A 23,759-nucleotide genomic window follows, 5' to 3' on the forward strand; every position below is an offset into this window, starting at 1 on the left:
GCATCGTCCCGAAAGCTCTCGAAGCGTGCCGGCCGCCCGCGGGCCTGGCCGCATCCGCCGGCGGAATTCCAGCGCCGGAGACGAGCGCAGGCGCCCCTCATTTGACGCTGACGAACATGCCCCAGGCCGCGGCGAGCGCCGCCCCGGAAAAGACGATCAGCGGGTTCTCGCAGAATGCGCTGCCATAGCTGCACATGTTCGCGCCGAACTGGCCGAGCTCGTGATGGCTCGCGGAGTAGAACAGTCCCGACAGCACCAGCAATGCGGCGGCGACGTAGTACATCGGCAATCTCTCCAGCCCGCTTAAAGCCCGGGCGCCATCATGTCGCCCGACATGTCCCAGCATGGCGCGAAGGGATTTCATTCCGCCGAATCCGCATCGTTGCATTTGAGTTAAAGTTTGACCCTTCGGAGTTAAGCCAGGAACCATTGTCCACTTTGGTACTTAGGAACCCCGAAGCGAGGTTTGAGTCGTGACCGAACAGAGGGAGGCAGAACGAACGATGCCCGGCCGTCCGCAGCCGGGGCCACCCTGTCCGAAATGCAAGATGCCGTCGCGCTACATCACATCGATGCTCGACGTGAAACGCGACAGATCGGTCCTGATCTACCGCTGCGAAGCTTGCCGTGAAGAGATCTGGCGGTGAATCCGCCGCTAGCGCGCCAGGGAGGGCGCCATGCAGGACTATCGAATGCAGCTCGAGAAGCTGCGCAAGGATGCCGCCGAATGCGCGTTGATCCGCGATCTTGCGACCGGCAAGGCCAAGCGCGAGTTGTTCGACACGCTCGCGGGCCATCTCACGGTGCTGGCGGACCAGGTTGAAACGGCCATGCACGACCGCAGCGCCGGCACCGCGGCATGAGCGCCTTCGAAGCCGAAGCTGAAGCCGTGCCCGAAGGGAAGCGCCCCATTTGCCGCCTGGATGCATAGTTTTCCCGATCGGAGTCACCCCAAAAAAGGGCCCCGGGTAGGGGCCCTTTCTCTTGGGTTGGGGGTCTCCTGGGTCTGGCGCACTCTATCGCCGGGTGCCGTAGAGTTCACGCTCGCGGCGGATGTCGTCGGGCGCGAGCGGAGGACTTGCGGCGTCAAAGTCGGTCCAGCCGGTTTTCTGCCAGGCGGAGCTGCGGTCCTGAAGGTTGACGGACCTTTCGTCGAGCAGCGCATCCAGGCGGGCGCGGTCCTGGTCGGGCACCTTGGCGGACACGAGCGTGCCGCCGCGGCGAACGCCTTCCGCATAGCGCGAAGCGTCTTCCCGCGAAACGCCCGCCTCGGTCAACGCGCCGACGATTCCGCCCGTGGCCGCGCCGGCAGCCGCGCCGACGGCGGTGGAAGCGAGCCAGCCCGCCGCGACCACCGGGCCGAGGCCCGGAATGGCGAGCAGGCCAAGACCCGCAAGTAGGCCGGCCGCGCCGCCGAGGCCCGCGCCGATGCCGGCACCGGTCCCGGCACCCTCGGCGCGATCATCGACGCCGTCGCGGTCGCGGTCGACTTTGCCGCGCGAAGAGCCGAACCAATTGTCCGAGTTGTTGGCGACGATGCTGATGTCCGAATGCGGCACACCGGCGCCTTCGAGCCGGGTCACGGCGCGCTCGGCGTCGGAATAATTGTCGTAGAGACGAGAGATGGTGATCGTCATTGCTTAAGTCCTTCTGGTTCTATTCGCTCTGGTTCTATTCGCTGCTTGCTCGTCACTTGGTGGGGTTCACGTTGCCCTGGAAGTCCACGCTGACATCGGTCTTGGTACCGGCCTTGTCGGCCTTGCCGCGCCAGACGCCCTCGTTGTCCTTCTGCAGGCCGGAGACGTTGGAATATCCCGCCGCCTCGATCCGCGACTTCGCCTGGCCCTCGGTGAAGCTGTTGCGGCCGGCGACCGGTGCGTTTGAATTGTTTTGATCGGAACTGTTGACCGCGTTGTTTCCCGGCCCGCTTTGCGCTGGCTGTGACTGGGCGCCTGCGGGCACAGAGCCGAGCAGCAGCAAGGTTGTGACCAGCAGAGTTAGACGTGACATGTTTTCGTTCTCCGGCAGTTGATTGTGCCGGCGACAACAAGCGAGATTCGAATTGGTTGCTTCGGTTCGAAGTGCGGAGTGCCGCAGGGCAGGCGTGTTTCGGGAGAGACGAACGATCGCTTTCGGCTCAGGAACTTTTGCCGCTTCTTCCCGTTCTGCGGCTGGGCCTGAATCCCCCTCCGGCAATTCAAGAGGCAACGCGTGCAAGACCGCTATCCGTGGCTGAAGAAATGGACCGCGGAAGAGCACGAGCAGCTGATGGCGATGCCAGAGGCGGGCCGGCGACCGGACGAGATTGCCGGGGCCCTCAAGCGCAGCGAAGCGGCGATCAGGGCACGTGCCTGGCAGCACGGGATCGCGCTACGCCTCGTCACGCAGAAGCGAAAGCCTTGATCGGGTTGGTTCGAAGGTTCGCAGCTCAAGCGGTCTGGACCGGGGCCGTGACCGACGGTGCACGCAAGCCGTGGCGCTTGCGCGGACCCTAGCCCTCAGATTTCGGCAGCCGCGTTATCCGCTCTTCCTGATCCGCCATGGCGTCGTAAGCCTCGGCCATCCTCAGATATTGCGCGCGCGTTGCTTCGTCGGCCATCAGTTCGGACTTGGCGCGCAGCTCTTCGGCCTGGTGGCGGTGCCGGGCTGCTTCGCTCACAAAGTCCATGGGTGAATCCCTCCGGGACGGGTCGAGAGACCTATCTTAACGCATGTGAAGGCGGAGGTTTCCATGGCTTGGCATATATGCTCGATGCCCGACCCGTTGCACGCACACGCCCTTCTCGCAAGCTGCGCGAGGACAGGATGCGTCTCGACCGTGAATATGCGGAGCAGATCGAGGCGCTTCGCTTCGCGATCCTCGAAAGTGGGATGTCGCGCGTCGAGAGCAAGGCGCGCCGCGACGACAGGAGCTGAGGCTGCCTGTCGCACCGACGCGGGCGGAAGACGGCGACGAAACACGCCTGAAACAGTCCTGAAACCAGATCATCCTGAACTCCTTCGCCCCCGGGCCCGACCAACGGAGCGACAAGGAGACAGTCATGATCCAGATCGGTTCGAAGGAAGAAGTCGCGTTTCTGCTGGCCCTGTTCGGCACCCATACCCAGCCGGTGAAGAAGCCGAAGCCGAAATCGCAGCAAAGGTGAAAGACACAATGCCTGGCCTCGCCGAATGCCAGAGCCTCTTGCGCCTGTTGATCGCGAGGGGGGACCCGAAGGCCATCCCACTCGCCAAAGGCGCCATCGACCAATATCTCAACACGGCGCCGGTCAGCGCCCGCGGGCGCGGCCTGCGCCTGCTCCAGCGCGACGCGCTCGATCAGTATGGCGTCGCGGTCGGCGTGCAGCGTTCGTTCGCCGAGACGGTGGATGCCTATATCGAGCGCAAGCTGGCCGAGGAATGAGGCGAGCGCGGTCGGCCGATCCAGGCGATCGGGAACCAGTCGGCTTAACATGAGTTAACTTGCCGGGCGTCCTGTCCGGGAGCGATTGCGATGTTGCCGAATGATCGGGAATGGCTCGCGATGCTCGTTCAGGCGAGCACGAGCCGCATTCGCGCCGGCAACGAGGTCACGCTCCAGATGCTGCACCGCTCCATCGAGATGATCGCGGCCGCGGAGGCGCTGCTGGCCGCGCCCATGCCGCGGGTGTGGCCCAAATCGCAAGATCGGTCGGAAGATTGGTCCGAAAGCGGGTCCTGAAACCAAAGTGGCCCCGATTAACCTGGGGCAGGGCGCGCCCCCGCAAAAGCTGCTTTCTTCACAGCATGACAGATGACGACGAAAAACGTGTGGGGTCGGCGGTGCACCTCTGCCGCCCCTGTCCGGAATGCGGGGCATGGCCGAGGCTCACGCACAAATTCCTGGACCCGCGCAGCGGCGCGACGGTTCGCCTCTATCTGTGCGCGTGCGGCAAACACGTCTGGGGCGACTGAAATACCTCTGCAGCTTTTGCTCGAAAGGTATATTGTCACGTCATCACCGGCCGAGGCTCTGCCCGTAGGCGTCGGTGGCTGAGAGACCGATCGCGCTCCCGCCTGCATAAGCGAAGGGAGCGCCGCCATGGCCCGCAGATCACTCATCGACAGCGTGCACGAACTGGCCGCCGAGATCAGGGCGCAGAATGCCCGCATCCGCGAGATGACGGCGCAAGCAGCCAGCGTGCTGAAGGCGCCGCAGCCCGACACCTTCCTCGGCCGCAAGACCTATGAGCCTTTTCCGAAAGAGGAGGATGTCAGGACGGGCGTGACGGATTGAGGATGCAGGCCGGGGCGGCGGCGGACGTCGCCTGCTTCAAAAGCCCGATCTTGCGGCCGAGCTGCCAGACCTCGACATTGCCTTGCCGGGTGAACTGCCGCGCGAAGGCGAGCGCCTTCTCGTCCGACAGGGCCTCGAACGCTTCGGCGGAGCGGAAGACACCGTTGTCGCCGACCAGGTAAGCGCGATATTGCTGCATCATGTCGGAGCCCTCAGGCCCGGCGAGCGAAGCCAGGCCTCGATCTGGATCGCCGCCTCGTCCTGCCGCGCCTTGCGCAGCAGCATCTCGCGGCTGCGGCCCGGCGGCAGCGCGCGCGCCTCATCGCGCAGGCGCATCACCTCTTCGGCCAGCCGCTGGTCGAGTGTCTTGGTTTGCTTGAATCGACGCCGCTTCAGCATGGCGCTGCTCCCTTGTTCGAGTAGGGCGGGAAGCGCAATTGGCGTTCTCATCACCGATCGATGCCTCGGGCCTTGCGGTGATGCGTTAACTTTACGTTCTGTCCAGGTGGAGAGTCCGTATCATATGATACGTAACTGCAAAGAATCTTCGACCAAGTCTGAGACGTTTGAGCGAATTACTCATTTTACTGCGGTGCGATTTCCGTGTTCAATTTTGAACAATAGGGACCTCTGGTCGTTGGCCAGACATCACCGGCCAAGGCTTCGTCCGTAGGCGTCGGTGGCTGAGAGACCGATCGTGCTCCCGCCTGCAATGCGAGGGAGCACGCGTGATGCGGATCTATCGCCCATTGCCAATCGACCATGAGCGGGCCGAATTCATGCGGAAGTTGGCGCATGAATGCCGAGAGCTGTTGAGACAGCCGCTGCCCGATACGTTTCTCGGACGCAGGACGATGGATGCACCGCGGAGGGAAGACGAGGAGGGTGGCGGCGAGCGGTGACCACTTGCGCGGAATGAGCTTGCGGGGAGCACGACTTCGCATTGCGCAGAACATCGAACGACCGTTTGACGTTGCTCTCTATTTGTTCCAAGTGACGGCAGCATCTCAACCTTAGGGCGAGCCGTGATTGAGCATCAGTCGCGCCTCGAACTTGCGTGGGGCGGCCGATGAGTATTTCGTTTCTCGCCTTGGTCTTGTTGGAATCCCCGGCAACTCCCGACATGGTCGCGATTGCCAAAGCCATTCGCGCGCGACATCCCGAACTGCCGATGGCGGTGGAAGGAGGCGACGCGGGCGCTCGCCAGAATTCGCCGCTCATTCGCTGTGGCAACGAACTTGTTGCGGTGATGTCGATGCCCGCGCCCGTTCCAGAGGATTCTGGGCTATGGTCGCGCGCTTCGACGACATGGCCGCAAGCCGATGCAACCGATTGCGAGCGAGGACGGTAAGCCCCTCGAGTTTATTCACCGTATCGAGCGGGTCATTGTGCATCCCGGCGATAACGTGACGATGGAAGCGGAGATTGAGGAGAGCGTGCATCGAGCACCAATCAGTGTTCTCGGAAGCCTCGGTGCAATAAATGACTTCGATGCCTCTCACGAAGAGCTCTGGCTGCTTTCACAGGAGAAGGACGAGGGCTAACTTGCAACTGGTCAAGCTCGCCTTGTGACCTCGATCACGCCTCGGCGCACCCCGGGCGTTGTTGTATGGATCGCATTTGAGATCGTTGGACGCTACGCCGCAGCGGCAGGGCCGAACCAAGTTGTCATCGCCTCCGTGAGTCCGCTTTCGCTCTCGTTTCCAACCCATGCCACATGCCCGTCGGGGCGCACCAGAACCGCATCGGGCGCGCTGACTTCTCCGATCGCGGGAAGTTCCCACGCCCCGTCGTAGCTGGCGTTGATCGCACTGATGCGATTAGTCCAGGGCGCGATGTCGAAATTCTGTGCCTCGCCGAAATTGATCAGCACGCCTCGCGCGCCGTGCAAAAGCGTGAACAGCCTCGCCGGACCGTCGTCAACGATCAAATCGAGATCGGGCATGCGGCGCCCAAGCAGCGGATGGCCTTCGCCGCAATCGTAGCGGATGTCGAGCCCGCTCATCGTCGCGCCAAGATGCTTGCGTGGCTCGTCCATGGCGAGCAGCTCGGACACGATATCGCGCGCGGCATTGAGGCCGTCCTCGGCGCGGCGGAGCAGGGCGATCTGCGCCCTGGTGTTGCGCAGTACGCGCGCGGCGACGGGATGACGCTCGGCGTGGTAGGTGTCGAGCAGATTTTGGGGCGAGATGCCCTTGACAACCTGCGCCAGCTTCCAGCCGAGATTGACCGCGTCCTGCACGCCGGCGTTGAGGCCTTGCCCGCCGACGGAGTGATGGATGTGCGCGGCATCGCCGGCGAGCAGCACGCGCCCTTTGCGATAGGAGGCGGCCTGCCGCGCCGCATCGGTGAAGCGGGAGATCCAGGCAGGATTTTTGAGGTCAAAATCGGTGCGGTAGACGGCGACGAGGGCCTCGCTGAGATCGCGCAGCCCGGGATCGCCGGTGCGCGCGAGCGTTGCTTCCGTCACGACGACCAGAACGCGCCCGCTCTCCGCCTTGCTGAGGCCGTGAAAGCCGAGCGCGTCGTGACGGAGGCCCCAGGCGGGTTCCTGGCTCATCTCGACCTCGGCCATGAGATTGCTGAGCGTCGGATCGGACCCGGCGAAGTCGATGCCGGCCGCCTTGCGCACCAGGCTGCGGCCGCCGTCGCAGCCGACCAGATAGTCCGCCCGCAGCGCCTGTCCGCTGGACAGCGTGACGTCGACGCCGGCCTCGTCCTGCGCGAAGCCCCTGACCTCGGTGCTTCGATAGATCGGCACCGCGAGCTCAGCGACCCAGTCGGCCAGGATGCGTTCGATATGGTTCTGTCGCAGTGCGAGCCCGTAAGCGTGGCGGGTGGGGAGATCGCTGATGTCGAGCCGGATCCAGGCGAAGCCCGCGAGCTGGGCAATCTGTCCTTCGCGCAGGAAACGATCCGCGATGCCGCGCTGATCGAGGATCTCGATGCTGCGCGCGTGCAGGCCGCCGGCGCGCGTGCCGACGAGCTCATGGTCCGCGCGCCGCTCGACGATGGCGACGTCGATCTGTGCAAGCGAGAGCTCGGCGGCCAGCATGAGCCCGGTTGGGCCGCCGCCGGCGATGATGACCGCATGGCCGCCTGTCGCCGCGCGTGTTGCGCTGGCTCGGCCGCGCGAGCTGGATGTCGGAAGCAATACAGGCATGTCGTGACCCCCTCGGCTTGTGGTTGAGCCCGCGGGTTCTACGGCAGGAGCGGGGACTTGAAGCAAGCCCCTTACGCACCACATATTGAGTTGCGAGGAGCGGCTTATGCGTCCGCGCTCACACCGTTGACGCGTCGGGCAGAACACCTGCAGAAGGCATCACCCCGATGCACACCGATCGCCGGTCCGCCTAATCGTCCTTCGACACATCGCCGGGCTTGGTGGGAACATCGATGGTGCCGCCATCGCCGTGCACGAGATCGCGGCCGTTGTCCTCCGTTTCGCCGGCGTCTTCGACCATTGCCTCTTGCGTGTCGCGCTCTTCGTCGATGCGCGGCTTCGGTCCCGGCAGATCTCGCGATGTCCTGGGTGAAGACGTCTCGACTGTCATTGGCGTTCCTCCTGGTCGGCTAACGCTGCTTCCGCCAATTCGTTCGTTTGACGCGTCGGGCAAAACACTGGCATACTGGCATCATCGAACGAGTTTGGTTCAGCCCACGCGGACAATCCGCGACGGGCTTTTTCGTTTTCGATCCCAGAATCGGACGGTCGCCTACGCGTTCCGGCCACGCACTCGCGTATCCGCGTTGAGCGATCAGCGTGCCGACGTCGCAACCAGTGCTGGCTGCGCACTGCGAACGTGCCGGCCTCGCGACGCTGGTGCTGTTCGCTCGTGCCGCTGCCGTCTCCGAGGCCGGAAATAGGGTTCGCGCTCGAAACGATTGCCCTCCGTCACGCGATCTGCCGCGCATCTTTTTCTGAAGGAGAGACAATGAGCGCTTATCCGATATCGCTCGCGCTCGCCGCCCTTGTTGCAATCGTGCTGTAGGAGGCGTTCTCATGAACGAGGAAATCATCGAATGCGAGCTCGAGCGTGCACCAGTTCACTTGCCCGCAACCAGGAAGATGTCGAGGTCGCGCACCCTGGCCGAGATCCGCTCGCTCGCGCGCAGACATACCAGAATGGCTATCCGTCTGCTCGTCGGCATAATGCGCAGCGATAACGCAACGCCGCCGGCGCGCGTCTCAGCCGCTAACGCGATTCTCGATCGCGCTTGGGGTCAAGCTCCTTGTCTGGGACAATGTTCTCGACCTCATTACCACCAACGCATTAGTCGGCTTTGCCGCCATTGCGGCCAATCTCGTGGTGTCCTTCTACTTCGCCAATCGCGAGTTCGAGAATGTTGCGAAGATCATCACGCGGTGAAGGTTCAAGTCGATCAGATTCGAGCGATCGTCGCCGAAACGCTCGCTGAGCAGCACAGGATTCAGCGGGAGAACATCGATGCGATCGTGTTGAAGGCTGTCGCGTCGGTGCTGGCCTCTTTTGGAATCGAAGTGGACGACCGTAAGGAGCTGAGGGTTGATTTTCAGCACCTGCGGAGATGGCGAAAGGGCGTCGAGCAGGCGCAGAGCTACACGTTCAAGGCTGTGATCACAGGGATTGCCACCGGTCTGATGGGCGCCATCTGGCTCTGCATCAAGGTCGTGCTGGGCAAGTGATGCGTCCGATGGGGACATTTGCCGACACCTTGGCCGATCTACATCAGATGACGTCGTTCTTCGACGGCGCTACTATGCGGCAATTCGAGCTGGGAGCGTGGTGGCTGGCCTATCATGGTCGCGAGGCGGTCGCGTTTGCCGGCGTCGTGCCGTCGACGCACGCTCGCAGCGAAGGTTATTTCTCCAGGCTCGGCGTGTTGCAGCGGCATTTGGGGCCGGGGCCTTCAGTGCAGGCTGATGCGCACAATCAAGGCGAGGGGACGGCGTGTGGAGTGGGCCAGTAAGTCTCCGACACGACGGACAATCCGGTCTCTGCGAATAATTTCATCCGGGCGGGCTATCGGCTCTTCGAGCCCGAAGTGCCCTGGGCGTGGCCACACAGCCCCTATTGGCGGAAATGGCTTCGCTGAACAATGGAGCGGGTTTCCCGTGATGTGGAAGGCAACTTTTCAACATAGAAAAGAGGGCCCCGCAGCTTGGCCGCTGCCGGGCCCTTTTTGCGTATTGAAGCGATGCGGGTGAAGCCCTTGCGAAGCCGGCGGCGCCGGGCTTTAAGTTGGTATTGCAGGAAATTCGGCGATCATAAGCCGATGTCAGGGAGCGCTGTCTATGCCCACCAAGCCTCAATTGCCGGAACGTTCGTCGCGGGTGACCGGCAGACCGACTGCGCTCGATGGTCTTCTGGTCGTCGACTTCACGCGCGTCGTGGCGGGGCCGGCGTGCACGCAGACGCTCGCCGATTTCGGCGCGCGTGTCATCAAGATCGAGAATCCAGACGGCGGCGACGATACGCGGGCCTATGAGCACGCCGAAATCGGCGGCGAGAGTGCGGCCTATCTCAGCCTGAATCGCAACAAGCGCGGCATCGCGCTCGATCTCACCGTGCCGGAGGCTCGCGAGATCGCGCTGGATCTGATCCGCAAGGCGGATGTGGTCGTGGAGAACTTTTCCAGCGGCGTCATGAAGAAATTCGGCCTCGACTATGAGTCCGTCGCGGCGCTGAACCCTCGGCTGGTCTATTGCTCGATCTCCGCTTATGGGCGCACCGGACCGTTTGCCTCACGCCCCGGTTTCGATCCCATCACTCAAGCAGAAAGCGGGTTCATGTCGCTCAACGGGTTTGCCGATGGCCCGGCGGTGCGAACCGGCCCGCCCATCGTGGACATGGCGACGGGGATGTCTGCCTGCAACGCGATTCTGATGGCGCTCTTGGCGCGGGACCGGCTCGGCCGCGGGCAGCATGTCGAGGTCGCCCTGTTTGATATCGCGATGGGGATGACCGGCTTCTACGGCATGGCCTATCTCATCAACGGCGAGAACCCCGGCCGGTTCGGCAATTCGCCGAGCGGGTCTCCCACCGTCGGCGTCTACGAGGCTTCCGACGGGCCGCTCTACATGGCCTGCGCCAACGACCGGCTCTATCGCCGCCTGGTGGTCGAGGTGCTGAACCGGCCCGATCTGATCACCGATCCGCAGTTCGCCTCGCGCAAAGCGCGCTCCGAGAACAAGGAGCTTCTGCGTGCCGCCATCGCGGAGGTGTTTGCGAGCGATACACTCGAGAACTGGATGGCGAAATTGAAGCTGGCCAATATTCCGGTCGGCTATCTCCGCACGGTCGAGGAGGGATTCAACGCGCCGGAGGCTCGGCAGCGCCATCGCTTGAGCCGGATTCCACACCCTACGGCGGCATGGGTCCCCAACATCGAACCACCGATCAATATGAGCCTGACCGGAGCGATTGATCCTGTGGCGGCACCCTTGCTGGGCGAGCATACCGAAGACGTCCTGCGTGATACGCTGGGATACGACGAACGTCGGATCTCGGAGCTCACACAAAAGGGCGCTTTTGGATCGGGCAAGCCGTCGGCACCGTTTTGAACCTGCTCGGTCGGTCTCGCGCAGTCAGGCTCACGCGCCCGGCTCCGCATCCGCTTGCTTTGGCGATGCTCTCGCCGCATAACTAAGCGACAGCGAGGGACACGAATGGCGCCCGATCAGGAGCCGAGCATGGGCCAGCCGACAGGACCGGAAGGCAGCGCCTATACGGCCATGATCGCGAAGGCCCGGACGCTTCTGCCGCAGCTTCGCGAACGGGCTGCGCAGACGGAGGAGCTGCGGCATCTTCCGCCGGAAACCGAGAAGGATCTCCACGACGCCGGCCTGTTCCGGATGCTTCAGCCGACACGCGTCGGCGGCGCCGAGCTTGACTATGTCGCCCTCGTTGACTGCGCGGAGCTGCTCGGACGGGCGGACGCATCAGTTGCGTGGAATCTCGCCAATCTGGCGAGCCATCATTGGATGCTCGGCATGTTCGAGCAGAAGGCGCAGGATCTGGTCTGGGGGCGCGATCCGGATGCGCTGATTGCGTCCTCGTTCATTTTTCCGGCCGGTCGCGCCACGAGGGTCGAGGGTGGATACCGGCTGCACGGGAGCTGGCCATTCTCGTCGGGCGTTGCCTCCTGCGACTGGAATATGCTCGCGAGCGTTGTCTACTCCGACGACGAGGCTGATGGCATCGAATATCGAATCTTTCTGCTGCCGAAAGACGATTACAAGGTGCTGGACACCTGGAATGTCGCGGGATTGCGCGGCACCGGTTCCTCCGACGTCGAGGTCAAGGATGCCTTTGTGCCCGATTACATGACGGTCGCCGTCGGCGATCTTGCCGGCGGTCCGACGCCTGGAAGCAGCGTCAATCCCAATCCGTCGTATACGCTGCCCGTGTTCTCGCTGTTTCCCTACGTCCTGTCCGGCGTTGCACTGGGGAATGCGCAAGCGTGTCTTGACGACTATGCGGAAGTCGCGCGTCATCGCATCTCTACCTACAACCGCGCCAAACTTAGCGACTTCCAAAGCACGCAGATCAAGATCGCGGAGGCTTCGGCCAAGATTGATGCTGCGCGTCTGATCATGCGCTCGGCCTGTATCGAAGCCGTTGGGAATGCGAGACGCCGTCATATTCCCGATATGGCGACGAAAACCAGGTATCGACGCGACGGAGCCTTTTCGGTGAATCTGTGCACCGAGGCGGTCTCGATGCTGTTTGCGGCGAGTGGAGCGCGCGGCCTGTTCACGACAGGCGTGTTGCAGCGGCAATTCCGCGACGCTCACGCCATCAACTCGCATCTTGCATTCAATTTCGATGCGGCCGGAACCAACTATGGGCGCGTGGCTCTCGGGCTACCGTCCGAGAACCTCACTTTGTGAGGCCGGCCGATGACTGACCTGCCGAAGCAGCCGGCCGTTCCTGATCCAGCCAATGAACTTGCGAGCGACAGCTCGCCGATCGATCCTCGCGATTTTCGCAACGCGCTCGGCACATACGGAACGGGCGTGACGATCATCACCGCCACGGCCGCCGACGGAAAGCCTTATGGCATTACCTGCAATTCGTTCGCGTCGGTCTCTTTAAATCCCCCTCTGGTGCTCTGGAGCCTCGGGGTCTATTCGTCGAGCCTGACCGTGTTTCAGAACGCCAGCCATTTCACCGTTCACGTGCTCGGCACCTCACAGCAGGCGCTTGCGAACAAGTTCGCGAAATCGACCGAGGACAAGTTCACGGGCGTCGACTGGACGCCGGGCCTCGGCAATGCGCCGGTGCTCGCCGAGAGCGTCGCCAATTTTCAATGCCGATCGGTCAATCGCTATTATGGCGGCGATCACGTAATCTTTCTCGGCGCGGTCGAGGCCTATGCCTACAACGCCAGCGAGCCGCTGCTGTTTGCACGTGGGACGTATGGCCGGTTCCTGACTGACGACGAACGCAAGAAGTAGCCGTGATGCGCTCCGAGCCGCGCGACGGCCTAGCGCTCTGCTGCTGAAAGCTTGTAGATTTCCAGCGCATCCGCTTCTGCGCCGCGCGCGGCCTTGGCCAGCCTGAAGAGCTGCCCCGCCAGCGACGCCATCGGCACCGGTGTCGACGTCGTTTGCGCGACGTCGGCGACCGTATCGAGGTCCTTGAGCATCGTGGCAATGTGCCCAAGAGGCGGGGAGTGAATGCCCTGGACCATCCGCGGCACGAACAGCTGAAGCGGAATGGAATCCGCAAAGCCGCCCGCGAGCGCTTCGGGCAACCGGTTGGCGTCAATGCCGGCATTCACTGCAAGGCGTGTTGCTTCCGCAAGCACGGCCATCGCGCAACCGACGATCACCTGGTTGCACAGCTTTGTGGTCTGGCCGGCGCCGGTAGGGCCCATGTGGGTGAACCTGCGGGCCATGGCCAGCACATAGGGCCGCGCCCGTTCAATGTCAGCCGCTTCGCCGCCGGCCATGATCGCAAGCGTGCCTTCCTCGGCGCCCTTGGTGCCGCCGGACACCGGCGCGTCGATCCATCCCGCACCGTTCGCCGCCTTCAACCGCGTCGCCAGGTCGCGCGCGGCGTCAGGATGGATCGATGAGAAGTCGACGACGAGCTTTCCCGCGCCGGGCGCCGTGGAGAGCCCCTCGGGCCCGAAAATCAGCTCTTCGACGGCGGCGGCATCCGTGACACACATGAAGACGATGTCCGAGATCGCCATGACGTCACGAGGCGTGGCTGCACGCCCTGCACCAGCCTCGACGAGTGGAGCGACCTTGCCCTCCGAGCGATTCCAGACGCTGACCTGATAGCCGGCCTTGAGCAGGCGCTGGGTCATCGGTGTCCCCATCAGCCCAAGGCCGAGATAGCCGAGCCTCTCGACGCCTTGCGGGTTTGTCTTGCTCGCATCAGCCATAGGTTGCCTCTTTCTGTCGCAGCGCAAACTCCGCCTTACCATACATTGCAGGCCGGGCAGCGAAACCGTCCAACCCGCATGGCTTGCCTGATTGTTTGAACCATGAAACATTTGCGGCAGTCGGGTTGGGTGGCGCCGGTCGGCGCCGGAGCAGCGGAGTTGGCACGATGCGAACCGTCTCGAGGTGGATCCTGACTTTGGGAGCGGCAGCAGCCGTGAGCGCTGGAGCAAGCTCGTCATGGGCACAGCAGACGATCCGCGTCGGCTGGACGATCCCGGCCGAGGAATCCAAGTACTGGATGATGCGCCGCCCGGCTGAGTTTCCCAACCTCGGCAAGACCTACAACATCGAATGGACCCAATTTCAGGGCACTGCGCCGATGACGCAGGCATTGGCTGCCGGCGCGCTGGACTGCGCGACTCAGGCGCCACTGTCGCTGGCCAACGGCGTGGTCGGCGGCAACCTCAAGGCCTATATCGTAGCGCAGCACGTCTTCGAAAAGCCTGGCGGCTTCTCGGTCTATTGGGCGGTGATGGATGACTCGCCGATCAAGACCATCGCGGACCTCAAGGGTAAGACGGTCGGCATTTCCGTCATTGGCGGCGGAACGCAAGGGCCGTTCAATCTGCTGCTGAAGCAGAATGGCGTCGATCCGGCCAAGGATATCAAGCTCGTCGAGGTCGGCTTTGCCGTCTCCGAGGATGCCCTGCGCCAGGGCCGCGTCGATGCGGTCAACATGAACCAGCCGTTTGCCGCGCGTGCAGAAGCCAAGGGCGGAACAAGAAAACTGTTCTCGCTGTCGCAGGCCATGCCGAACATCGTGCACATCCTGGAGGCCTGCCGTGCCGATTTCGTCGACAAGAACCCGGAGGTGGTCAAGGCCTATGTCCGCGACATCACCGCGGGCATGAAGAAGGCGCTGGCGAACCGCGAAGAGACGCTGAAGGTCGTCAATGAGGTCCTGAAGGCGCCCATTCCGGTGCTGGAGACCTATCTGCTCAAGGACAATGATTTCGGTCGCGATCCCGGTGCCGCGCCGAACTTCCCGGCGATCCAGAAGATGCTGGACATCTACGCCGAGACGGGAATGCTACCGAAGCTGGACGCGGCGCAGTTCAAGCATCCGACGATCGTCGCGCCGCTGGAATAGGCGAGCAGCTAAACGTCGAGCAAGGAGATCGCAGCGTCCCGGCTGATCCGGGACGTTGCATGAAGAAGATGTTCGTATGAAAAAGTTGCGATCACGAGTCACGACAGACGGCCTCGATCGGGCCCCGCACCGCGCCTTCATGCGCGCAATGGGGCTCGACGATGCTGCAATTGCCAAGCCTATGGTGGGCGTCGTCAGCATGAAGGGCGAGCAGACGCCCTGCAACATGACTCATGATTTCCAGGTGGCCGCGGCCAAGACAGGAATTGAGGAGGCCGGCGGCACGCCGCGCGAATTCTCGACCGTCTCGGTGTCTGACGGTATCAGCATGAATCACGAAGGGATGAAGTTCTCCCTGTTTTCGCGCGAGCTGATCGCCGACTCGATCGAGGCCGTCGTCCACGGCCTCGCCTATGACGCACTGATCGGATACGGCGGATGCGACAAGACGCTTCCCGGCGTGATGATGGGCATGGTTCGTTGCAACGTGCCGTCCATTTTCATCTACGGCGGCAGTTCGCTGCCGGGCCGCGTGGATGGCCGGACGCTCACGGTGCTCGACTCCTATGAAGCCGTCGGCAGCTTCATGACCGGTGAGATCGACGGCACCACGCTCGAGCGGATCGAGCGTGCCTGCTTGCCGACCATCGGCGCGTGCGCCGGCCAATTCACTGCAAACACGATGGGTATGGTGTCCGAGGCGATGGGCCTGACCATCCCCAACGTCTCGATGGTGCCAGGTGTCTATGCCGAGCGCGCGCAGATCTCGCGGCATGCCGGCCGGCTCATCATGGAGATGCTGGAACGCGGCGGGCCGCTGCCGCGCGACATCGTGACGCGGAAATCCCTTGCGAATGGCGCGGCGATCGTCGCCGCGACCGGCGGCTCGACCAATGCCGCGCTGCATTTGCCGGCGATTGCGAACGAGGCCGGCATTGCGTTCACGATCGAGGATGTCGGCGAGGTTTTTGCCCGAACGCCGCTGATCGGGAATCTGCGGCCGGGCGGCAAGTACACGGCAAAGGACGTCTACGATATCGGTGGCGCTGCCGTGGTGATCCGCGAGCTGATCCAGAGCGGGTATATCGACGGTAGCTGTATCACCATCACAGGCCGCACACTCGCTGAAGAATATGGTGCCGCCAATGCGCCCGATGGCGAGATCGTTCACGCGGCCAGCACGCCGATCATGCCCGATGGTGGCGTGGCGGTGCTGAAGGGCAATCTCTGTCCCGACGGTGCGGTCATCAAGGTTGCCGGCTTGAAGAGCCAGTTCTTCGAGGGCGTCGCGCGCGTGTTCGAAGACGAGGAAGCCTGTGTCAAAGCGGTTCGCGACCGCAGCTACAAGGCGGGCGAGGTTCTCGTGATCCGAAATGAAGGGCCGGTCGGCGGCCCCGGTATGCGCGAGATGCTCGGTGTCACCGCGCTGATCTACGGGCAGGGCATGGGCGAAAAAGTGGCCCTGATCACCGATGGCCGGTTCTCTGGGGCGACCCGCGGCATGTGCATCGGTTATGTGTCGCCTGAGGCATTTGTCGGTGGTCCGCTGTCGCTTGTTCGCGACGGCGACAGGATTCGGATCGATGCCGCAAACCGGCGCATGGACATGCTGGTCGACGCGCAGGAACTCGCTTCACGTCGACGGGATTGGAAGCAACGTCCGCCGCGTCACCGTGCGGGGGCGCTTGCAAAATATGCGCGGCTGGTCGGGCAGGCGCCGGGCGGAGCCGTCACGCATGAAGGCCCGGCAGAATGGCCCTGGTTCGAATGACGCGCCGCTGCCTTGCGAAAACGTCCGCCTGTCTGGCAGGTTTCTTGCTAAGCTCGTGCCGCTGATGGAGGATATTCGGCAGATCCGTCGCGTAACGTTCGCGCACGAGTGAAGCGGGAGACGGGATGACGAGGGTGGCTTCGAGATCGAGCGAATGGGTGGGACCGGCGACGTCACAAAAGCCGGCTTCTGCGATCATCGAGATCGACCGCGTCTCGCAGGTCTTTCAGACCTCGGCGCGTAGAGATCATCTGGCGCTATCGGATATCTCGTTGACGATCGACGAAGGAGCCTTCGTCTCCATCCTCGGTCCGTCCGGTTGCGGCAAGTCGACCTTGCTTTACATCGTCGGTGGCTTTGTTAGCCCAACCAGCGGCGCGGCGAAGATCAAGGGACAGGCGATTACGGGGCCCGGGCCGGATCGTGGGCCGGTGTTCCAGGAGTTCGCACTGTTTCCCTGGAAGACTGTCCTCGGCAACGTGATGTATGGCCCGCGCCAGCAAGGTGTGCACGCCAGGGAGGCGGAAGCCCAGAGCCGAGCCTTGATCGAAATGGTCGGCCTCAAGGGCTATGAGAATTTTTACCCCAAGGAGCTGTCAGGCGGCATGAAACAGCGCGTCGCGCTGGCTCGGACGCTCGCTTATCATCCCGAGGTCCTGCTGATGGACGAGCCGTTCGGCGCGCTGGACGCGCACACCCGGACGCGGCTGCAGAACGATCTCCTGAACATCTGGGAGCGTGATCGCAAGACGGTGCTGTTCGTCACGCACTCGGTCGACGAAGCCGTCTTCCTGTCGGACAAGGTCGTGATGATGTCGAAATCGCCCGGCCGCATCAGGCAGGTGATCGACATCGATCTGCCGCGGCCGCGCCGGCGTAACGAGCTCTTGCTCGATCCGCGCTATCAGAAATACGTCGTCGACATCGAACGCATGTTCGACGAGAGCGACGAGGCCGGGGCGCCCGCATGATAACGCCCGCCGCCTTGGTCAGACGCGCTGCCCCGGTGCTCGCATGCATCGTATTGCTGGCGGCTTGGCAGGTCGCCTCTCTCGCGCTGAGGAACGACAGCTTTCCGACAGCGATCGAGGCGATCCGCGCGATCCCGGACATCCTTGGCGACAAGGAGTCACTGATCAACATTCTGGCCTCGCTCCGCCGCATGGCGATCGGGTTCGGCATAGCCGTGCTGGTTTCGATTCCGCTCGGCCTGTTGATGGGCCGCAGCCGGGCTGTCGCGGCCTTCTTCAATCCGCTTCTGATGGTGATCTACCCGGTGCCGAAAGCGGCCTTGATGCCGATCATCATGCTGTGGCTCGGCGTCGGTGACATCACGAAGACGCTGGTGATCTTCCTTGGCGTCAGCCTGCCTGTGATCTACCACAGCTTCGAGGGTGCCAAGGCAGTCGAAGAGAAGATGCTGTGGTCAGGTGCCGCGATGGGGCTTTCGGCCGTGCAACGGCTAGTGCGGATCGTGCTGCCGGCGGCATTGCCGGAGATCCTGACCGGGTGCCGTACGGGGCTCGTGCTGGCGCTGATCACCATGATCACCAGCGAGATGATTGCGCGCCAGTCCGGCGCCGGCAACATCCTGTTCAATGCGCTCGATATGGGACAGTACGACACCGTCTTTGCGATGATCATCATCGTCGGAGCGATGGGCATCTGCCTCGACGCGATCTTCGAGCGGATCCGCGCGCGGCTGGTGCGCTGGTCCGAGCCTCAGTTCGACATGCCGCTGAGCTTCTCATGATGCCGCGCCTTCTCCCCACTAACGTCATTTTCGGGCTCGCGCCGATCGTGCTGGTGATAGCGCTGTGGCAAGGCCTTGTATCGTTCGGTTTTGCGCCTGCGGTCTTGCTGCCGCCGCCAGGCTTCGTCTTCAGCCGGTTGCTCCAGCAGCTCGTGACCTGGGCATTTCAGCAGGAGATTGCGGCGACCCTGATCCGGCTGTTCGCCGGCTTTGCGTTCGCGGTCGTGCTCGGCGTCAGCATCGGCATCGCCGCAGCCGCCAGTCCCGCGCTTAATTCCGTGGTTCGGCCGATCGTGCGCGTATTGGCGCCGTTGCCCAAGGTTGCGCTCTATCCGGCACTTCTGCTGCTGCTCGGCTTCGGCCACGGCTCGAAGATCACGCTGGTGGCTGCAGACGCACTTTTTCCTATCCTGCTCTCCACCTATTATGGCGCGTCGACCGTCGAGCAGAAGCTGATCTGGTCGGCCATGGCCGCGGGAACGCCGCGCTACGAAATCTTGTTCAAGGTGGTGTTGCCGGCGGCGATGCCGTCGATCCTGACTGGCTGCCGGATCGGCCTTGTCATTTCCTGCATCGTGGTGTTTCTGGCTGAGATGATCACGTCGACCGACGGGTTGGGCCATGCGCTGGTGACAGCGGCCCGGACCTTCCAGGCCGTCGACATGTTCGTGCCGCTGATCACGATCTCGCTGCTGGGCCTGATCCTGAATGGCCTGCTCGGGGCGGTGCGCTCGTATCTGCTGCGCGGCTTCCCCGAAGCGTAAGCTGACGAGAAGAAACCAAAGACCGGGAGTGAATCATGCTGGCTGACCGCATCGAAGCAAAATGGATCGACGCGTTTTGCGAGATTTTTGAACGATGCGCCGTCAAGCCCGGCGATACCGCGGCGATCCTCTCGGAAACCCAGTCGCGTGCGCTGAACGTGCATCTGGCGGAGCTTGCGCTGCTGCGCATGGGTGCGCGGCCGTTTCATGTGGTGATGCCGACGCTGCGCAACCGCAACATCGTGCCGGTTCGCTCGACGGGAGCGAGCGAGGCGATCCAGAAGCTTGGGCCGGTCATCACGGCGCTTCAGCAGGCCGGCTTCGTGGTCGATTGTACCATTGAAGGCTTGATGCATGCCGTGGAGACGCCTGAGATCCTGAAGGCCGGCGCGCGGATCCTCGTGATCTCGAACGAACATCCCGAGGCGCTTGAGCGCATGGTGCCCGATCCTGCGCTCGAGAAGCGTGTGCGCGCGGCTGCCAAGATGCTGCGCGGAACCAGGCGGATGAGGGTGACTTCGAAGGCCGGCACAGCGCTCGACGTAGATATGGTCGGTGCCTCCACAGTCGGCGTGTGGGGCTGGACCGACAAGCCAGGCACGCTCGCGCATTGGCCCGGCGGCATCGTCGTCAGCTTCCCCAAGAGCGGGACGATCAATGGCACGCTGGTGATGGCGCCCGGCGACATCAACCTCACCTTCAAGCGCTACCTGACCTCGCCTGTGAAGATGACCTTGAAAGACGACTATGTCGTCGATCTGGAAGGCGAGGGCACGGATGCTGCGATGATGCGCGCCTATCTCGCCGCCTGGGGCGATCGCGAAGCCTATGCGGTCTCGCATGTCGGCTTCGGCATGAACCCCGGCGCGCGCTACGAAGCGCTATCGATGTACGATCAGCGCGACACCAACGGCACCGAGATTCGCGCCGTCTCCGGCAATTTCCTGTTCTCGACCGGGGCGAACGAATTTGCCGGCCGCCATACGGCAGGCCACTTTGATTTACCGATGATGGGAACGACGATCGAGCTCGATGGTGTCGCAGTCGTTCGTGAAGGCCTTCTTCAGGACGTCTTCGGCTAGTTGCGATCGAGCACGGGCGGGCGAGCCAGGTCGAAGTGCCGGAGCAGGTCGACCATGGCCTGTAGCCGTTTGGCGCGGTAAGCGTCGACGTCCATGCCTGAATAATCGAGGAAACCCGCGCCCGTGCGCAGGCCGATCCGCCCCTCATGCATGTTGCGTGAGATCACCTCCGGCGCGCGATAGCGCTCGCTGCCGAGCGCGCCTTCGAGATAGCGGCTGGCATAATACAGAATATCGCCGCCGCCCCAGTCGATGAATTCGAGCAGTCCGAGCACGGCATAGCGGAAACCAAAACCGTAGCGGATCGCCTTGTCGATCTCCTCGGCGCTGGCGACACCTTCCTCGACCATGCGCGCAGCTTCATTCATCGCCAGCGCCTGGATACGCGGAACGATGAAGCCGGGCGTCGCCGCGCAAACCACCGGTACCTTCCCAATGTCTTCAAGCAGAGCCTTGACTTCGTCGATGATGGCAGGGTCTGTGGCCTTGCCGGGTGAAACCTCGACCAGCGGAATCAGATAGGCCGGATTGAGCCAGTGCACGTTGAGGAAGCGCCGGGGATGCACGATCGCACCGGAGAGATCGTCAACCAGGATGGTCGACGTCGTCGACGCGATGATCGTATCCGGGCCGATCTCTTTTGAAGCCGCCCCCAGCACCTCGCGTTTGAGCTCGACGACTTCAGGAACACCCTCGAAGACTATGCCGGCTTGGGCCAGTGCTGCGCCGCTCTGGCTCGCCGGCATCACCGACACCCGCGCGATGAGCGGATCGACATCCGTCTCGGTCAACAGCCCCAGCTTTGAGAGGCTGGCAAAGGTCTTCCTGACCTCGCCGAGTGCGTCGGCCTCCAGCTTGGCAAAATCCTCCGCGGAACGGGCCTTGACGTCGATCATCGTGACCGTGTGCCCCGCGTAGGCGAACGCGACGGCGATGCCGCGTCCCATGCGGCCGGCCCCGAGACAGGCAATCTTGACGCGGCTGGTCATCGGTCAGAATCCCGTGCTCAGAAGTGTCTGTAGGTCGGCCTTGCCGAGCTTTCCAAGCCCCAGCGTCTCGAGCGTGCGCCCGCTCTGTGCAAAGTCCTCCCCGCAGATGGCGCTGCCGATAGCGAGGAAAGCCTTGGCCAGCGGCGTGGGCACACCCGCCAGGGCGGCGACAGAGACCAGCAGCGATAACCCTAGCCGCAAATCCTCGCGCATGTAGCGGTGCTCGGTCAGTATGATCCGCTCACGCCAGTCCCCGGAATCGGTCAGGCGGTCGTGCGAGCCGCGGCCATACATCCAGATTTCCCCCTCCTTCGCATAGTGATGCGCCAGCGGGAAATGCGGGGCGCCATATCCGAGCGCCTCGCGCACGGCAATCCGCTCGGCGTCGAGTGTGTCGGTCACCCGGCGGATCGCGGCCTGCGTGCCCTCCTTGTGGATGTCCCACCGCTCGAAATGCTCGATCGGACCTGCGTTCATCACGATCAGCGGCGGGTGGATGATCGGGCCTGCATTCATCAGTGCGCCGGAGAGAGCATCTCCGCATGGCTCGATCGCATCGGGGAAGGCGCGTCCAATCACTTCGAGTGCGTGCGGTGCCTGGTCGAGCGGAAACACGCCAACCGGCAGCCGCTTCGCACGGATGGTGATTGCAACCTCGAACGGTCCGTGTTTCCGCGTCAGCCAGGGCAGTGTGCCGGTCTCGGCAAAGCTCGCCTTGGCATGGTTTCCAGCATCCCGCGCGGCCTGCGCGAAGATCATCGAGCCGAAGGTCGCCGGCGGCAGAAACACGACTTGGCCATCCCGCAAATGCGGGGCGAGCAGGCGGGCGACGTCCGGTTGCGCGAAGGCGGGGGCAGGGCAGAGGATCAGCCCGACCCCGCTGACGGCTTCGCCGATATCGGTCGTCACCAGCGCAAGCTTGACGTCGTGGTGGCCGTTATGATCCTTCACCAGAATGCGCGAGCCGGCGGCGCGATGTGCTGCGACCTGATCGGCATCGCGACGCCAGAGCCGGACCTCATGCCCGGACAGCGCAAAATCGCCTGCGGCCGCGAAAGAGCCGTTTCCCCCACCTAGGACTGCAATCTTCAAGATGCTTCTCCTTGTGCGCGCGACTGCGTATCAAGCTGCCTCAGGAGGAAATGCTGGACCTTGCCCAGCGCCGTGCGCGGCAAATCGGTAACGAAGACGATATCGCGCGGAACCTTGTAGCGCGCGAGCTGCGCCCGAAGGTGCGCTCGCAATTCCTCCGCGTCGAGCCGGCAGCCGGATCGCGGGATCACAAAGGCGACGGGCACTTCGTCCCAGCGCGGATCGGGCCGGCCGATCACGGCGCATTCGCTGACATCGGGGTGCTCGAGCAGGACGCGTTCGACCTCGGCCGGATAGACGTTCTCCCCGCCGGATATGATCATGTTCTTCTTGCGGTCGCGCACCCAGAAATAGCCGTCCGCGTCGCACAAGCCGATATCGCCGGTGCGATACCAGCCGTCGTTCAGAGCGTCGCGCGTAGCGTCCGCATTGCCCCAATATTCGAAGAACACGTTGGGCCCGCGCACCGCAATTTCGCCCGGGGTACCTGCGGGCACCTCGTGGCCCGCTTGGTCGATCACCTTCGCCTCGCAGCACAGGCCCGCAAGTCCGGTCGATCCCGCCCGCGAGAGATCGCCGCCGAGGCGTGTGTAGACGGCGATGGGGCAGGTCTCCGTCGAACCGTAGACCTGGAGCACCGGCACACCACGCGCGACGAAACGGTCGATCAGGTGCGGCGGTACGATGGTCGAACCGGTCGCGACCGCCTTGAGTGATGAGAGATCGGTCGCGGCCCATGAGGGATGCTCGCTCACGGCTTGGATGATCGCCGGCACCATCACGGTCAGCGTCGGCCGCTCGCGTTCGATCGCGGTGAGCGCCGTATCCGGTGCGAAGCGGGCATGGATCGTGACGGTCGCGCCCAGCTGGAGCGCTGCGGTGGTCTGGATGTTGAGGCCGCCGACATGGAAGAACGGCAACACGGTCAGCACATGATCGTCGGACGTCATGTTGTGCATGTGCTGGCTCATGACGCCGTTCCAGAACAGCGCCTCCTGGCGCAGCACTGCGCCCTTTGGTCGCCCGGTCGTTCCTGATGTGTAGACGATCAGGAGCGGGCAGGAGAGATCGGTGTGCGGATTGCGGCCATTGCCCTCGCTACGAGTCAGCAAGCTCCCAAACGTCGTGCCGCGCGGTGGCGCGAAATCGAGGCCGACGACGGCAGTCCCCGGCGCGAGTTCGGGAAGAATACCCGCAAACGCCTGCTCCAGCACCAGCACCTTGGCGCCTGCATCGGTGAGGATGAAGAGCTGCTCGGCGGCCGCCAGCCGCCAGTTTAGCGGCACCAGCATCGCACCGAGCCGCGCGCAGGCGTAGAGCAGAACCAGATAGTCAGGCCGGTTCAGGCTCAGGATCGCGACGCGGTCGCCGCGCCCGACTCCGAGCTCCTGCTTCAGCGCCGTAGCCGTCTGTTCGATGCGCGCGGCAAACGCCGCGTAACTCAGCCGCTGCCCCTCGAAGGCGATGGCTGTCTTGTCCGGCGAAAACGCCGCGTTGCGATCGATCAGACTGCAGAGGTCCACC

29 protein-coding genes are annotated in these 23,759 nt (G+C 63.4%); 17 read left to right on the forward strand and 12 right to left on the reverse strand.

The window, feature by feature from the left end:
* Positions 1-97 precede the first annotated feature (97 nt).
* Entirely contained in the window at positions 98-283 is a 186-nt protein-coding gene (locus QA642_RS15580; RefSeq protein WP_027562464.1) for a hypothetical protein, read from the reverse strand.
* A gap of 394 nt (positions 284-677) precedes the next feature.
* On the opposite strand from QA642_RS15580, the gene QA642_RS15585 reads away from it, so the two are divergent.
* Positions 678-863, forward strand: coding sequence for a hypothetical protein (locus QA642_RS15585; RefSeq protein ID WP_283085439.1), 186 nt, complete (start codon positions 678-680; stop codon positions 861-863).
* Positions 864-1,016: 153 nt separating this feature from the next.
* Here QA642_RS15585 and QA642_RS15590 read toward each other — a convergent pair whose 3' ends face one another.
* Together QA642_RS15590 and QA642_RS15595 are read right to left on the reverse strand one after the other, a co-directional pair.
* The gene (locus QA642_RS15590) at positions 1,017-1,637 is read right to left on the reverse strand and encodes a hypothetical protein (protein WP_283085440.1); all 621 of its coding nucleotides are present in this window, start codon (positions 1,635-1,637) and stop codon (positions 1,017-1,019) included.
* 52 nt (positions 1,638-1,689) lie between these two features.
* Positions 1,690-2,010: a hypothetical protein gene (locus tag QA642_RS15595; protein WP_283086898.1), complete on the reverse strand. Its 321-nt coding sequence runs from the start codon at positions 2,008-2,010 to the stop codon at positions 1,690-1,692.
* A gap of 201 nt (positions 2,011-2,211) precedes the next feature.
* Between QA642_RS15595 and QA642_RS15600 the strand changes: the two genes are divergently transcribed.
* Positions 2,212-2,403, forward strand: coding sequence for a hypothetical protein (locus tag QA642_RS15600; RefSeq protein WP_283085441.1), 192 nt, complete (start codon positions 2,212-2,214; stop codon positions 2,401-2,403).
* An 88-nt stretch (positions 2,404-2,491) separates the two neighbouring features.
* Here the strand turns inward: QA642_RS15600 and QA642_RS15605 are convergent, their stop codons facing one another.
* Positions 2,492-2,668: a hypothetical protein gene (locus tag QA642_RS15605; RefSeq protein ID WP_283085442.1), complete on the reverse strand. Its 177-nt coding sequence runs from the start codon at positions 2,666-2,668 to the stop codon at positions 2,492-2,494.
* 486 nt (positions 2,669-3,154) lie between these two features.
* Between QA642_RS15605 and QA642_RS15610 the strand changes: the two genes are divergently transcribed.
* The 3 genes from QA642_RS15610 (at position 3,155) to QA642_RS15620 (ending at position 4,255) form a co-directional block, all read left to right on the forward strand.
* Complete coding sequence (locus QA642_RS15610; protein WP_283085443.1) at positions 3,155-3,403, forward strand: hypothetical protein; 249 nt, start codon at positions 3,155-3,157, stop codon at positions 3,401-3,403.
* A gap of 90 nt (positions 3,404-3,493) precedes the next feature.
* Positions 3,494-3,700 (forward strand): hypothetical protein, encoded by a 207-nt coding sequence (locus tag QA642_RS15615; RefSeq protein WP_283085444.1) that lies wholly within the window; start codon positions 3,494-3,496, stop codon positions 3,698-3,700.
* Between the two features lie 360 nt (positions 3,701-4,060).
* Entirely contained in the window at positions 4,061-4,255 is a 195-nt protein-coding gene (locus QA642_RS15620) for a hypothetical protein (RefSeq protein ID WP_283085445.1), read from the forward strand.
* Here QA642_RS15620 and QA642_RS15625 read toward each other — a convergent pair.
* On the reverse strand, positions 4,233-4,457 hold the full coding sequence (locus QA642_RS15625) for a hypothetical protein (RefSeq protein WP_283085446.1): 225 nt from the start codon (positions 4,455-4,457) through the stop codon (positions 4,233-4,235). The two genes, QA642_RS15620 and QA642_RS15625, sit on opposite strands and share 23 nt — an antisense overlap.
* Positions 4,454-4,654: a hypothetical protein gene (locus QA642_RS15630; protein WP_283085447.1), complete on the reverse strand. Its 201-nt coding sequence runs from the start codon at positions 4,652-4,654 to the stop codon at positions 4,454-4,456. The genes QA642_RS15625 and QA642_RS15630 overlap by 4 nt, the downstream gene beginning before the upstream one ends.
* A gap of 670 nt (positions 4,655-5,324) precedes the next feature.
* Here QA642_RS15630 and QA642_RS15635 point away from each other — a divergent pair.
* A complete protein-coding gene (locus tag QA642_RS15635; RefSeq protein WP_283085448.1) occupies positions 5,325-5,606 on the forward strand; it encodes a hypothetical protein in 282 nt (93 codons plus the stop codon).
* A gap of 285 nt (positions 5,607-5,891) precedes the next feature.
* On the opposite strand, the gene QA642_RS15640 is transcribed toward QA642_RS15635, so the two are convergent.
* Together QA642_RS15640 and QA642_RS15645 are read right to left on the reverse strand one after the other, a co-directional pair.
* Positions 5,892-7,418 carry an FAD-dependent monooxygenase gene (locus QA642_RS15640; protein ID WP_283085449.1) on the reverse strand — a complete coding sequence of 509 codons (1,527 nt, stop codon included), beginning with the start codon at positions 7,416-7,418 and terminating at the stop codon, positions 5,892-5,894.
* 190 nt (positions 7,419-7,608) lie between these two features.
* Positions 7,609-7,809 (reverse strand): hypothetical protein, encoded by a 201-nt coding sequence (locus QA642_RS15645; RefSeq protein ID WP_283085450.1) that lies wholly within the window; start codon positions 7,807-7,809, stop codon positions 7,609-7,611.
* An 812-nt stretch (positions 7,810-8,621) separates the two neighbouring features.
* Here QA642_RS15645 and QA642_RS15655 point away from each other — a divergent pair.
* The 5 genes from QA642_RS15655 (at position 8,622) to QA642_RS15675 (ending at position 12,695) form a co-directional block, all read left to right on the forward strand.
* Positions 8,622-8,921 carry a hypothetical protein gene (locus QA642_RS15655; protein ID WP_283086899.1) on the forward strand — a complete coding sequence of 100 codons (300 nt, stop codon included), beginning with the start codon at positions 8,622-8,624 and terminating at the stop codon, positions 8,919-8,921.
* An 8-nt stretch (positions 8,922-8,929) separates the two neighbouring features.
* Positions 8,930-9,205 carry a hypothetical protein gene (locus QA642_RS15660; protein ID WP_349253842.1) on the forward strand — a complete coding sequence of 92 codons (276 nt, stop codon included), beginning with the start codon at positions 8,930-8,932 and terminating at the stop codon, positions 9,203-9,205.
* Between the two features lie 325 nt (positions 9,206-9,530).
* Complete coding sequence (locus QA642_RS15665) at positions 9,531-10,799, forward strand: CoA transferase (RefSeq protein ID WP_283085451.1); 1,269 nt, start codon at positions 9,531-9,533, stop codon at positions 10,797-10,799.
* A 105-nt stretch (positions 10,800-10,904) separates the two neighbouring features.
* Positions 10,905-12,128 (forward strand): acyl-CoA dehydrogenase family protein, encoded by a 1,224-nt coding sequence (locus QA642_RS15670; protein ID WP_349253843.1) that lies wholly within the window; start codon positions 10,905-10,907, stop codon positions 12,126-12,128.
* Between the two features lie 9 nt (positions 12,129-12,137).
* Positions 12,138-12,695, forward strand: coding sequence for a flavin reductase family protein (locus tag QA642_RS15675; RefSeq protein WP_283085453.1), 558 nt, complete (start codon positions 12,138-12,140; stop codon positions 12,693-12,695).
* A 29-nt stretch (positions 12,696-12,724) separates the two neighbouring features.
* On the opposite strand, the gene QA642_RS15680 is transcribed toward QA642_RS15675, so the two are convergent.
* Positions 12,725-13,633 (reverse strand): NAD(P)-dependent oxidoreductase, encoded by a 909-nt coding sequence (locus tag QA642_RS15680; protein WP_283085454.1) that lies wholly within the window; start codon positions 13,631-13,633, stop codon positions 12,725-12,727.
* 167 nt (positions 13,634-13,800) lie between these two features.
* Between QA642_RS15680 and QA642_RS15685 the strand changes: the two genes are divergently transcribed.
* The 6 genes from QA642_RS15685 to QA642_RS15710 all read left to right on the forward strand — a co-directional run bounded on the left by QA642_RS15685 (position 13,801) and on the right by QA642_RS15710 (position 20,154).
* Positions 13,801-14,784 carry an ABC transporter substrate-binding protein gene (locus tag QA642_RS15685; protein WP_283085455.1) on the forward strand — a complete coding sequence of 328 codons (984 nt, stop codon included), beginning with the start codon at positions 13,801-13,803 and terminating at the stop codon, positions 14,782-14,784.
* Between the two features lie 76 nt (positions 14,785-14,860).
* On the forward strand, positions 14,861-16,555 hold the full coding sequence (gene ilvD, locus QA642_RS15690) for a dihydroxy-acid dehydratase (RefSeq protein ID WP_283085456.1): 1,695 nt from the start codon (positions 14,861-14,863) through the stop codon (positions 16,553-16,555).
* 125 nt (positions 16,556-16,680) lie between these two features.
* Positions 16,681-17,526 carry an ABC transporter ATP-binding protein gene (locus QA642_RS15695; protein WP_283085457.1) on the forward strand — a complete coding sequence of 282 codons (846 nt, stop codon included), beginning with the start codon at positions 16,681-16,683 and terminating at the stop codon, positions 17,524-17,526.
* Complete coding sequence (locus QA642_RS15700; RefSeq protein ID WP_283085458.1) at positions 17,523-18,308, forward strand: ABC transporter permease; 786 nt, start codon at positions 17,523-17,525, stop codon at positions 18,306-18,308. Before QA642_RS15695 ends, QA642_RS15700 begins: the two co-directional genes overlap by 4 nt.
* Positions 18,305-19,072, forward strand: coding sequence for an ABC transporter permease subunit (locus tag QA642_RS15705; RefSeq protein WP_283085459.1), 768 nt, complete (start codon positions 18,305-18,307; stop codon positions 19,070-19,072). The genes QA642_RS15700 and QA642_RS15705 overlap by 4 nt, the downstream gene beginning before the upstream one ends.
* A gap of 35 nt (positions 19,073-19,107) precedes the next feature.
* Positions 19,108-20,154, forward strand: coding sequence for a peptidase M29 (locus QA642_RS15710; protein WP_283085460.1), 1,047 nt, complete (start codon positions 19,108-19,110; stop codon positions 20,152-20,154).
* Here QA642_RS15710 and QA642_RS15715 read toward each other — a convergent pair.
* The 3 genes from QA642_RS15715 to QA642_RS15725 are packed head-to-tail and all read right to left on the reverse strand — an operon-like array spanning position 20,151 to position 23,758.
* Complete coding sequence (locus QA642_RS15715) at positions 20,151-21,143, reverse strand: 3-hydroxybutyryl-CoA dehydrogenase (RefSeq protein ID WP_283085461.1); 993 nt, start codon at positions 21,141-21,143, stop codon at positions 20,151-20,153. The two genes, QA642_RS15710 and QA642_RS15715, sit on opposite strands and share 4 nt — an antisense overlap.
* 3 nt (positions 21,144-21,146) lie before the next feature.
* Complete coding sequence (locus tag QA642_RS15720) at positions 21,147-22,235, reverse strand: NAD/NADP-dependent octopine/nopaline dehydrogenase family protein (protein WP_283085462.1); 1,089 nt, start codon at positions 22,233-22,235, stop codon at positions 21,147-21,149.
* A complete protein-coding gene (locus tag QA642_RS15725; RefSeq protein ID WP_283085463.1) occupies positions 22,232-23,758 on the reverse strand; it encodes a long-chain fatty acid--CoA ligase in 1,527 nt (508 codons plus the stop codon). Before QA642_RS15725 ends, QA642_RS15720 begins: the two co-directional genes overlap by 4 nt.
* Between the last annotated feature and the right edge of the window lies 1 nt (position 23,759).

It is taken from the genome of Bradyrhizobium sp. CB2312 (genome assembly GCF_029714425.1).
Taxonomy (GTDB): domain Bacteria; phylum Pseudomonadota; class Alphaproteobacteria; order Rhizobiales; family Xanthobacteraceae; genus Bradyrhizobium.

Bases quoted from the DNA above. Each gene is read 5' to 3' on its own strand.
- ilvD (WP_283085456.1), top strand. From the start codon at position 14,861: ATGAAAAAGTTGCGATCACGAGTCACGACAGACGGCCTCGATCGGGCC.
- QA642_RS15610 (WP_283085443.1), top strand. From the start codon at position 3,155: ATGCCTGGCCTCGCCGAATGCCAGAGCCTCTTGCGCCTGTTGATCGCG.
- QA642_RS15665 (WP_283085451.1), top strand. From the start codon at position 9,531: ATGCCCACCAAGCCTCAATTGCCGGAACGTTCGTCGCGGGTGACCGGC.
- QA642_RS15705 (WP_283085459.1), top strand. From the start codon at position 18,305: ATGATGCCGCGCCTTCTCCCCACTAACGTCATTTTCGGGCTCGCGCCG.
- QA642_RS15605 (WP_283085442.1), bottom strand. From the start codon at position 2,668: ATGGACTTTGTGAGCGAAGCAGCCCGGCACCGCCACCAGGCCGAAGAG.
- QA642_RS15595 (WP_283086898.1), bottom strand. From the start codon at position 2,010: ATGTCACGTCTAACTCTGCTGGTCACAACCTTGCTGCTGCTCGGCTCT.
- QA642_RS15630 (WP_283085447.1), bottom strand. From the start codon at position 4,654: ATGCTGAAGCGGCGTCGATTCAAGCAAACCAAGACACTCGACCAGCGG.
- QA642_RS15635 (WP_283085448.1), top strand. From the start codon at position 5,325: ATGAGTATTTCGTTTCTCGCCTTGGTCTTGTTGGAATCCCCGGCAACT.
- QA642_RS15645 (WP_283085450.1), bottom strand. From the start codon at position 7,809: ATGACAGTCGAGACGTCTTCACCCAGGACATCGCGAGATCTGCCGGGA.
- QA642_RS15680 (WP_283085454.1), bottom strand. From the start codon at position 13,633: ATGGCTGATGCGAGCAAGACAAACCCGCAAGGCGTCGAGAGGCTCGGC.
- QA642_RS15660 (WP_349253842.1), top strand. From the start codon at position 8,930: ATGGGGACATTTGCCGACACCTTGGCCGATCTACATCAGATGACGTCG.
- QA642_RS15640 (WP_283085449.1), bottom strand. From the start codon at position 7,418: ATGCCTGTATTGCTTCCGACATCCAGCTCGCGCGGCCGAGCCAGCGCA.
- QA642_RS15670 (WP_349253843.1), top strand. From the start codon at position 10,905: ATGGCGCCCGATCAGGAGCCGAGCATGGGCCAGCCGACAGGACCGGAA.
- QA642_RS15625 (WP_283085446.1), bottom strand. From the start codon at position 4,457: ATGATGCAGCAATATCGCGCTTACCTGGTCGGCGACAACGGTGTCTTC.
- QA642_RS15590 (WP_283085440.1), bottom strand. From the start codon at position 1,637: ATGACGATCACCATCTCTCGTCTCTACGACAATTATTCCGACGCCGAG.
- QA642_RS15715 (WP_283085461.1), bottom strand. From the start codon at position 21,143: ATGACCAGCCGCGTCAAGATTGCCTGTCTCGGGGCCGGCCGCATGGGA.
- QA642_RS15580 (WP_027562464.1), bottom strand. From the start codon at position 283: ATGTACTACGTCGCCGCCGCATTGCTGGTGCTGTCGGGACTGTTCTAC.
- QA642_RS15615 (WP_283085444.1), top strand. From the start codon at position 3,494: ATGTTGCCGAATGATCGGGAATGGCTCGCGATGCTCGTTCAGGCGAGC.
- QA642_RS15620 (WP_283085445.1), top strand. From the start codon at position 4,061: ATGGCCCGCAGATCACTCATCGACAGCGTGCACGAACTGGCCGCCGAG.
- QA642_RS15685 (WP_283085455.1), top strand. From the start codon at position 13,801: ATGCGAACCGTCTCGAGGTGGATCCTGACTTTGGGAGCGGCAGCAGCC.
- QA642_RS15710 (WP_283085460.1), top strand. From the start codon at position 19,108: ATGCTGGCTGACCGCATCGAAGCAAAATGGATCGACGCGTTTTGCGAG.
- QA642_RS15700 (WP_283085458.1), top strand. From the start codon at position 17,523: ATGATAACGCCCGCCGCCTTGGTCAGACGCGCTGCCCCGGTGCTCGCA.
- QA642_RS15695 (WP_283085457.1), top strand. From the start codon at position 16,681: ATGACGAGGGTGGCTTCGAGATCGAGCGAATGGGTGGGACCGGCGACG.
- QA642_RS15675 (WP_283085453.1), top strand. From the start codon at position 12,138: ATGACTGACCTGCCGAAGCAGCCGGCCGTTCCTGATCCAGCCAATGAA.
- QA642_RS15585 (WP_283085439.1), top strand. From the start codon at position 678: ATGCAGGACTATCGAATGCAGCTCGAGAAGCTGCGCAAGGATGCCGCC.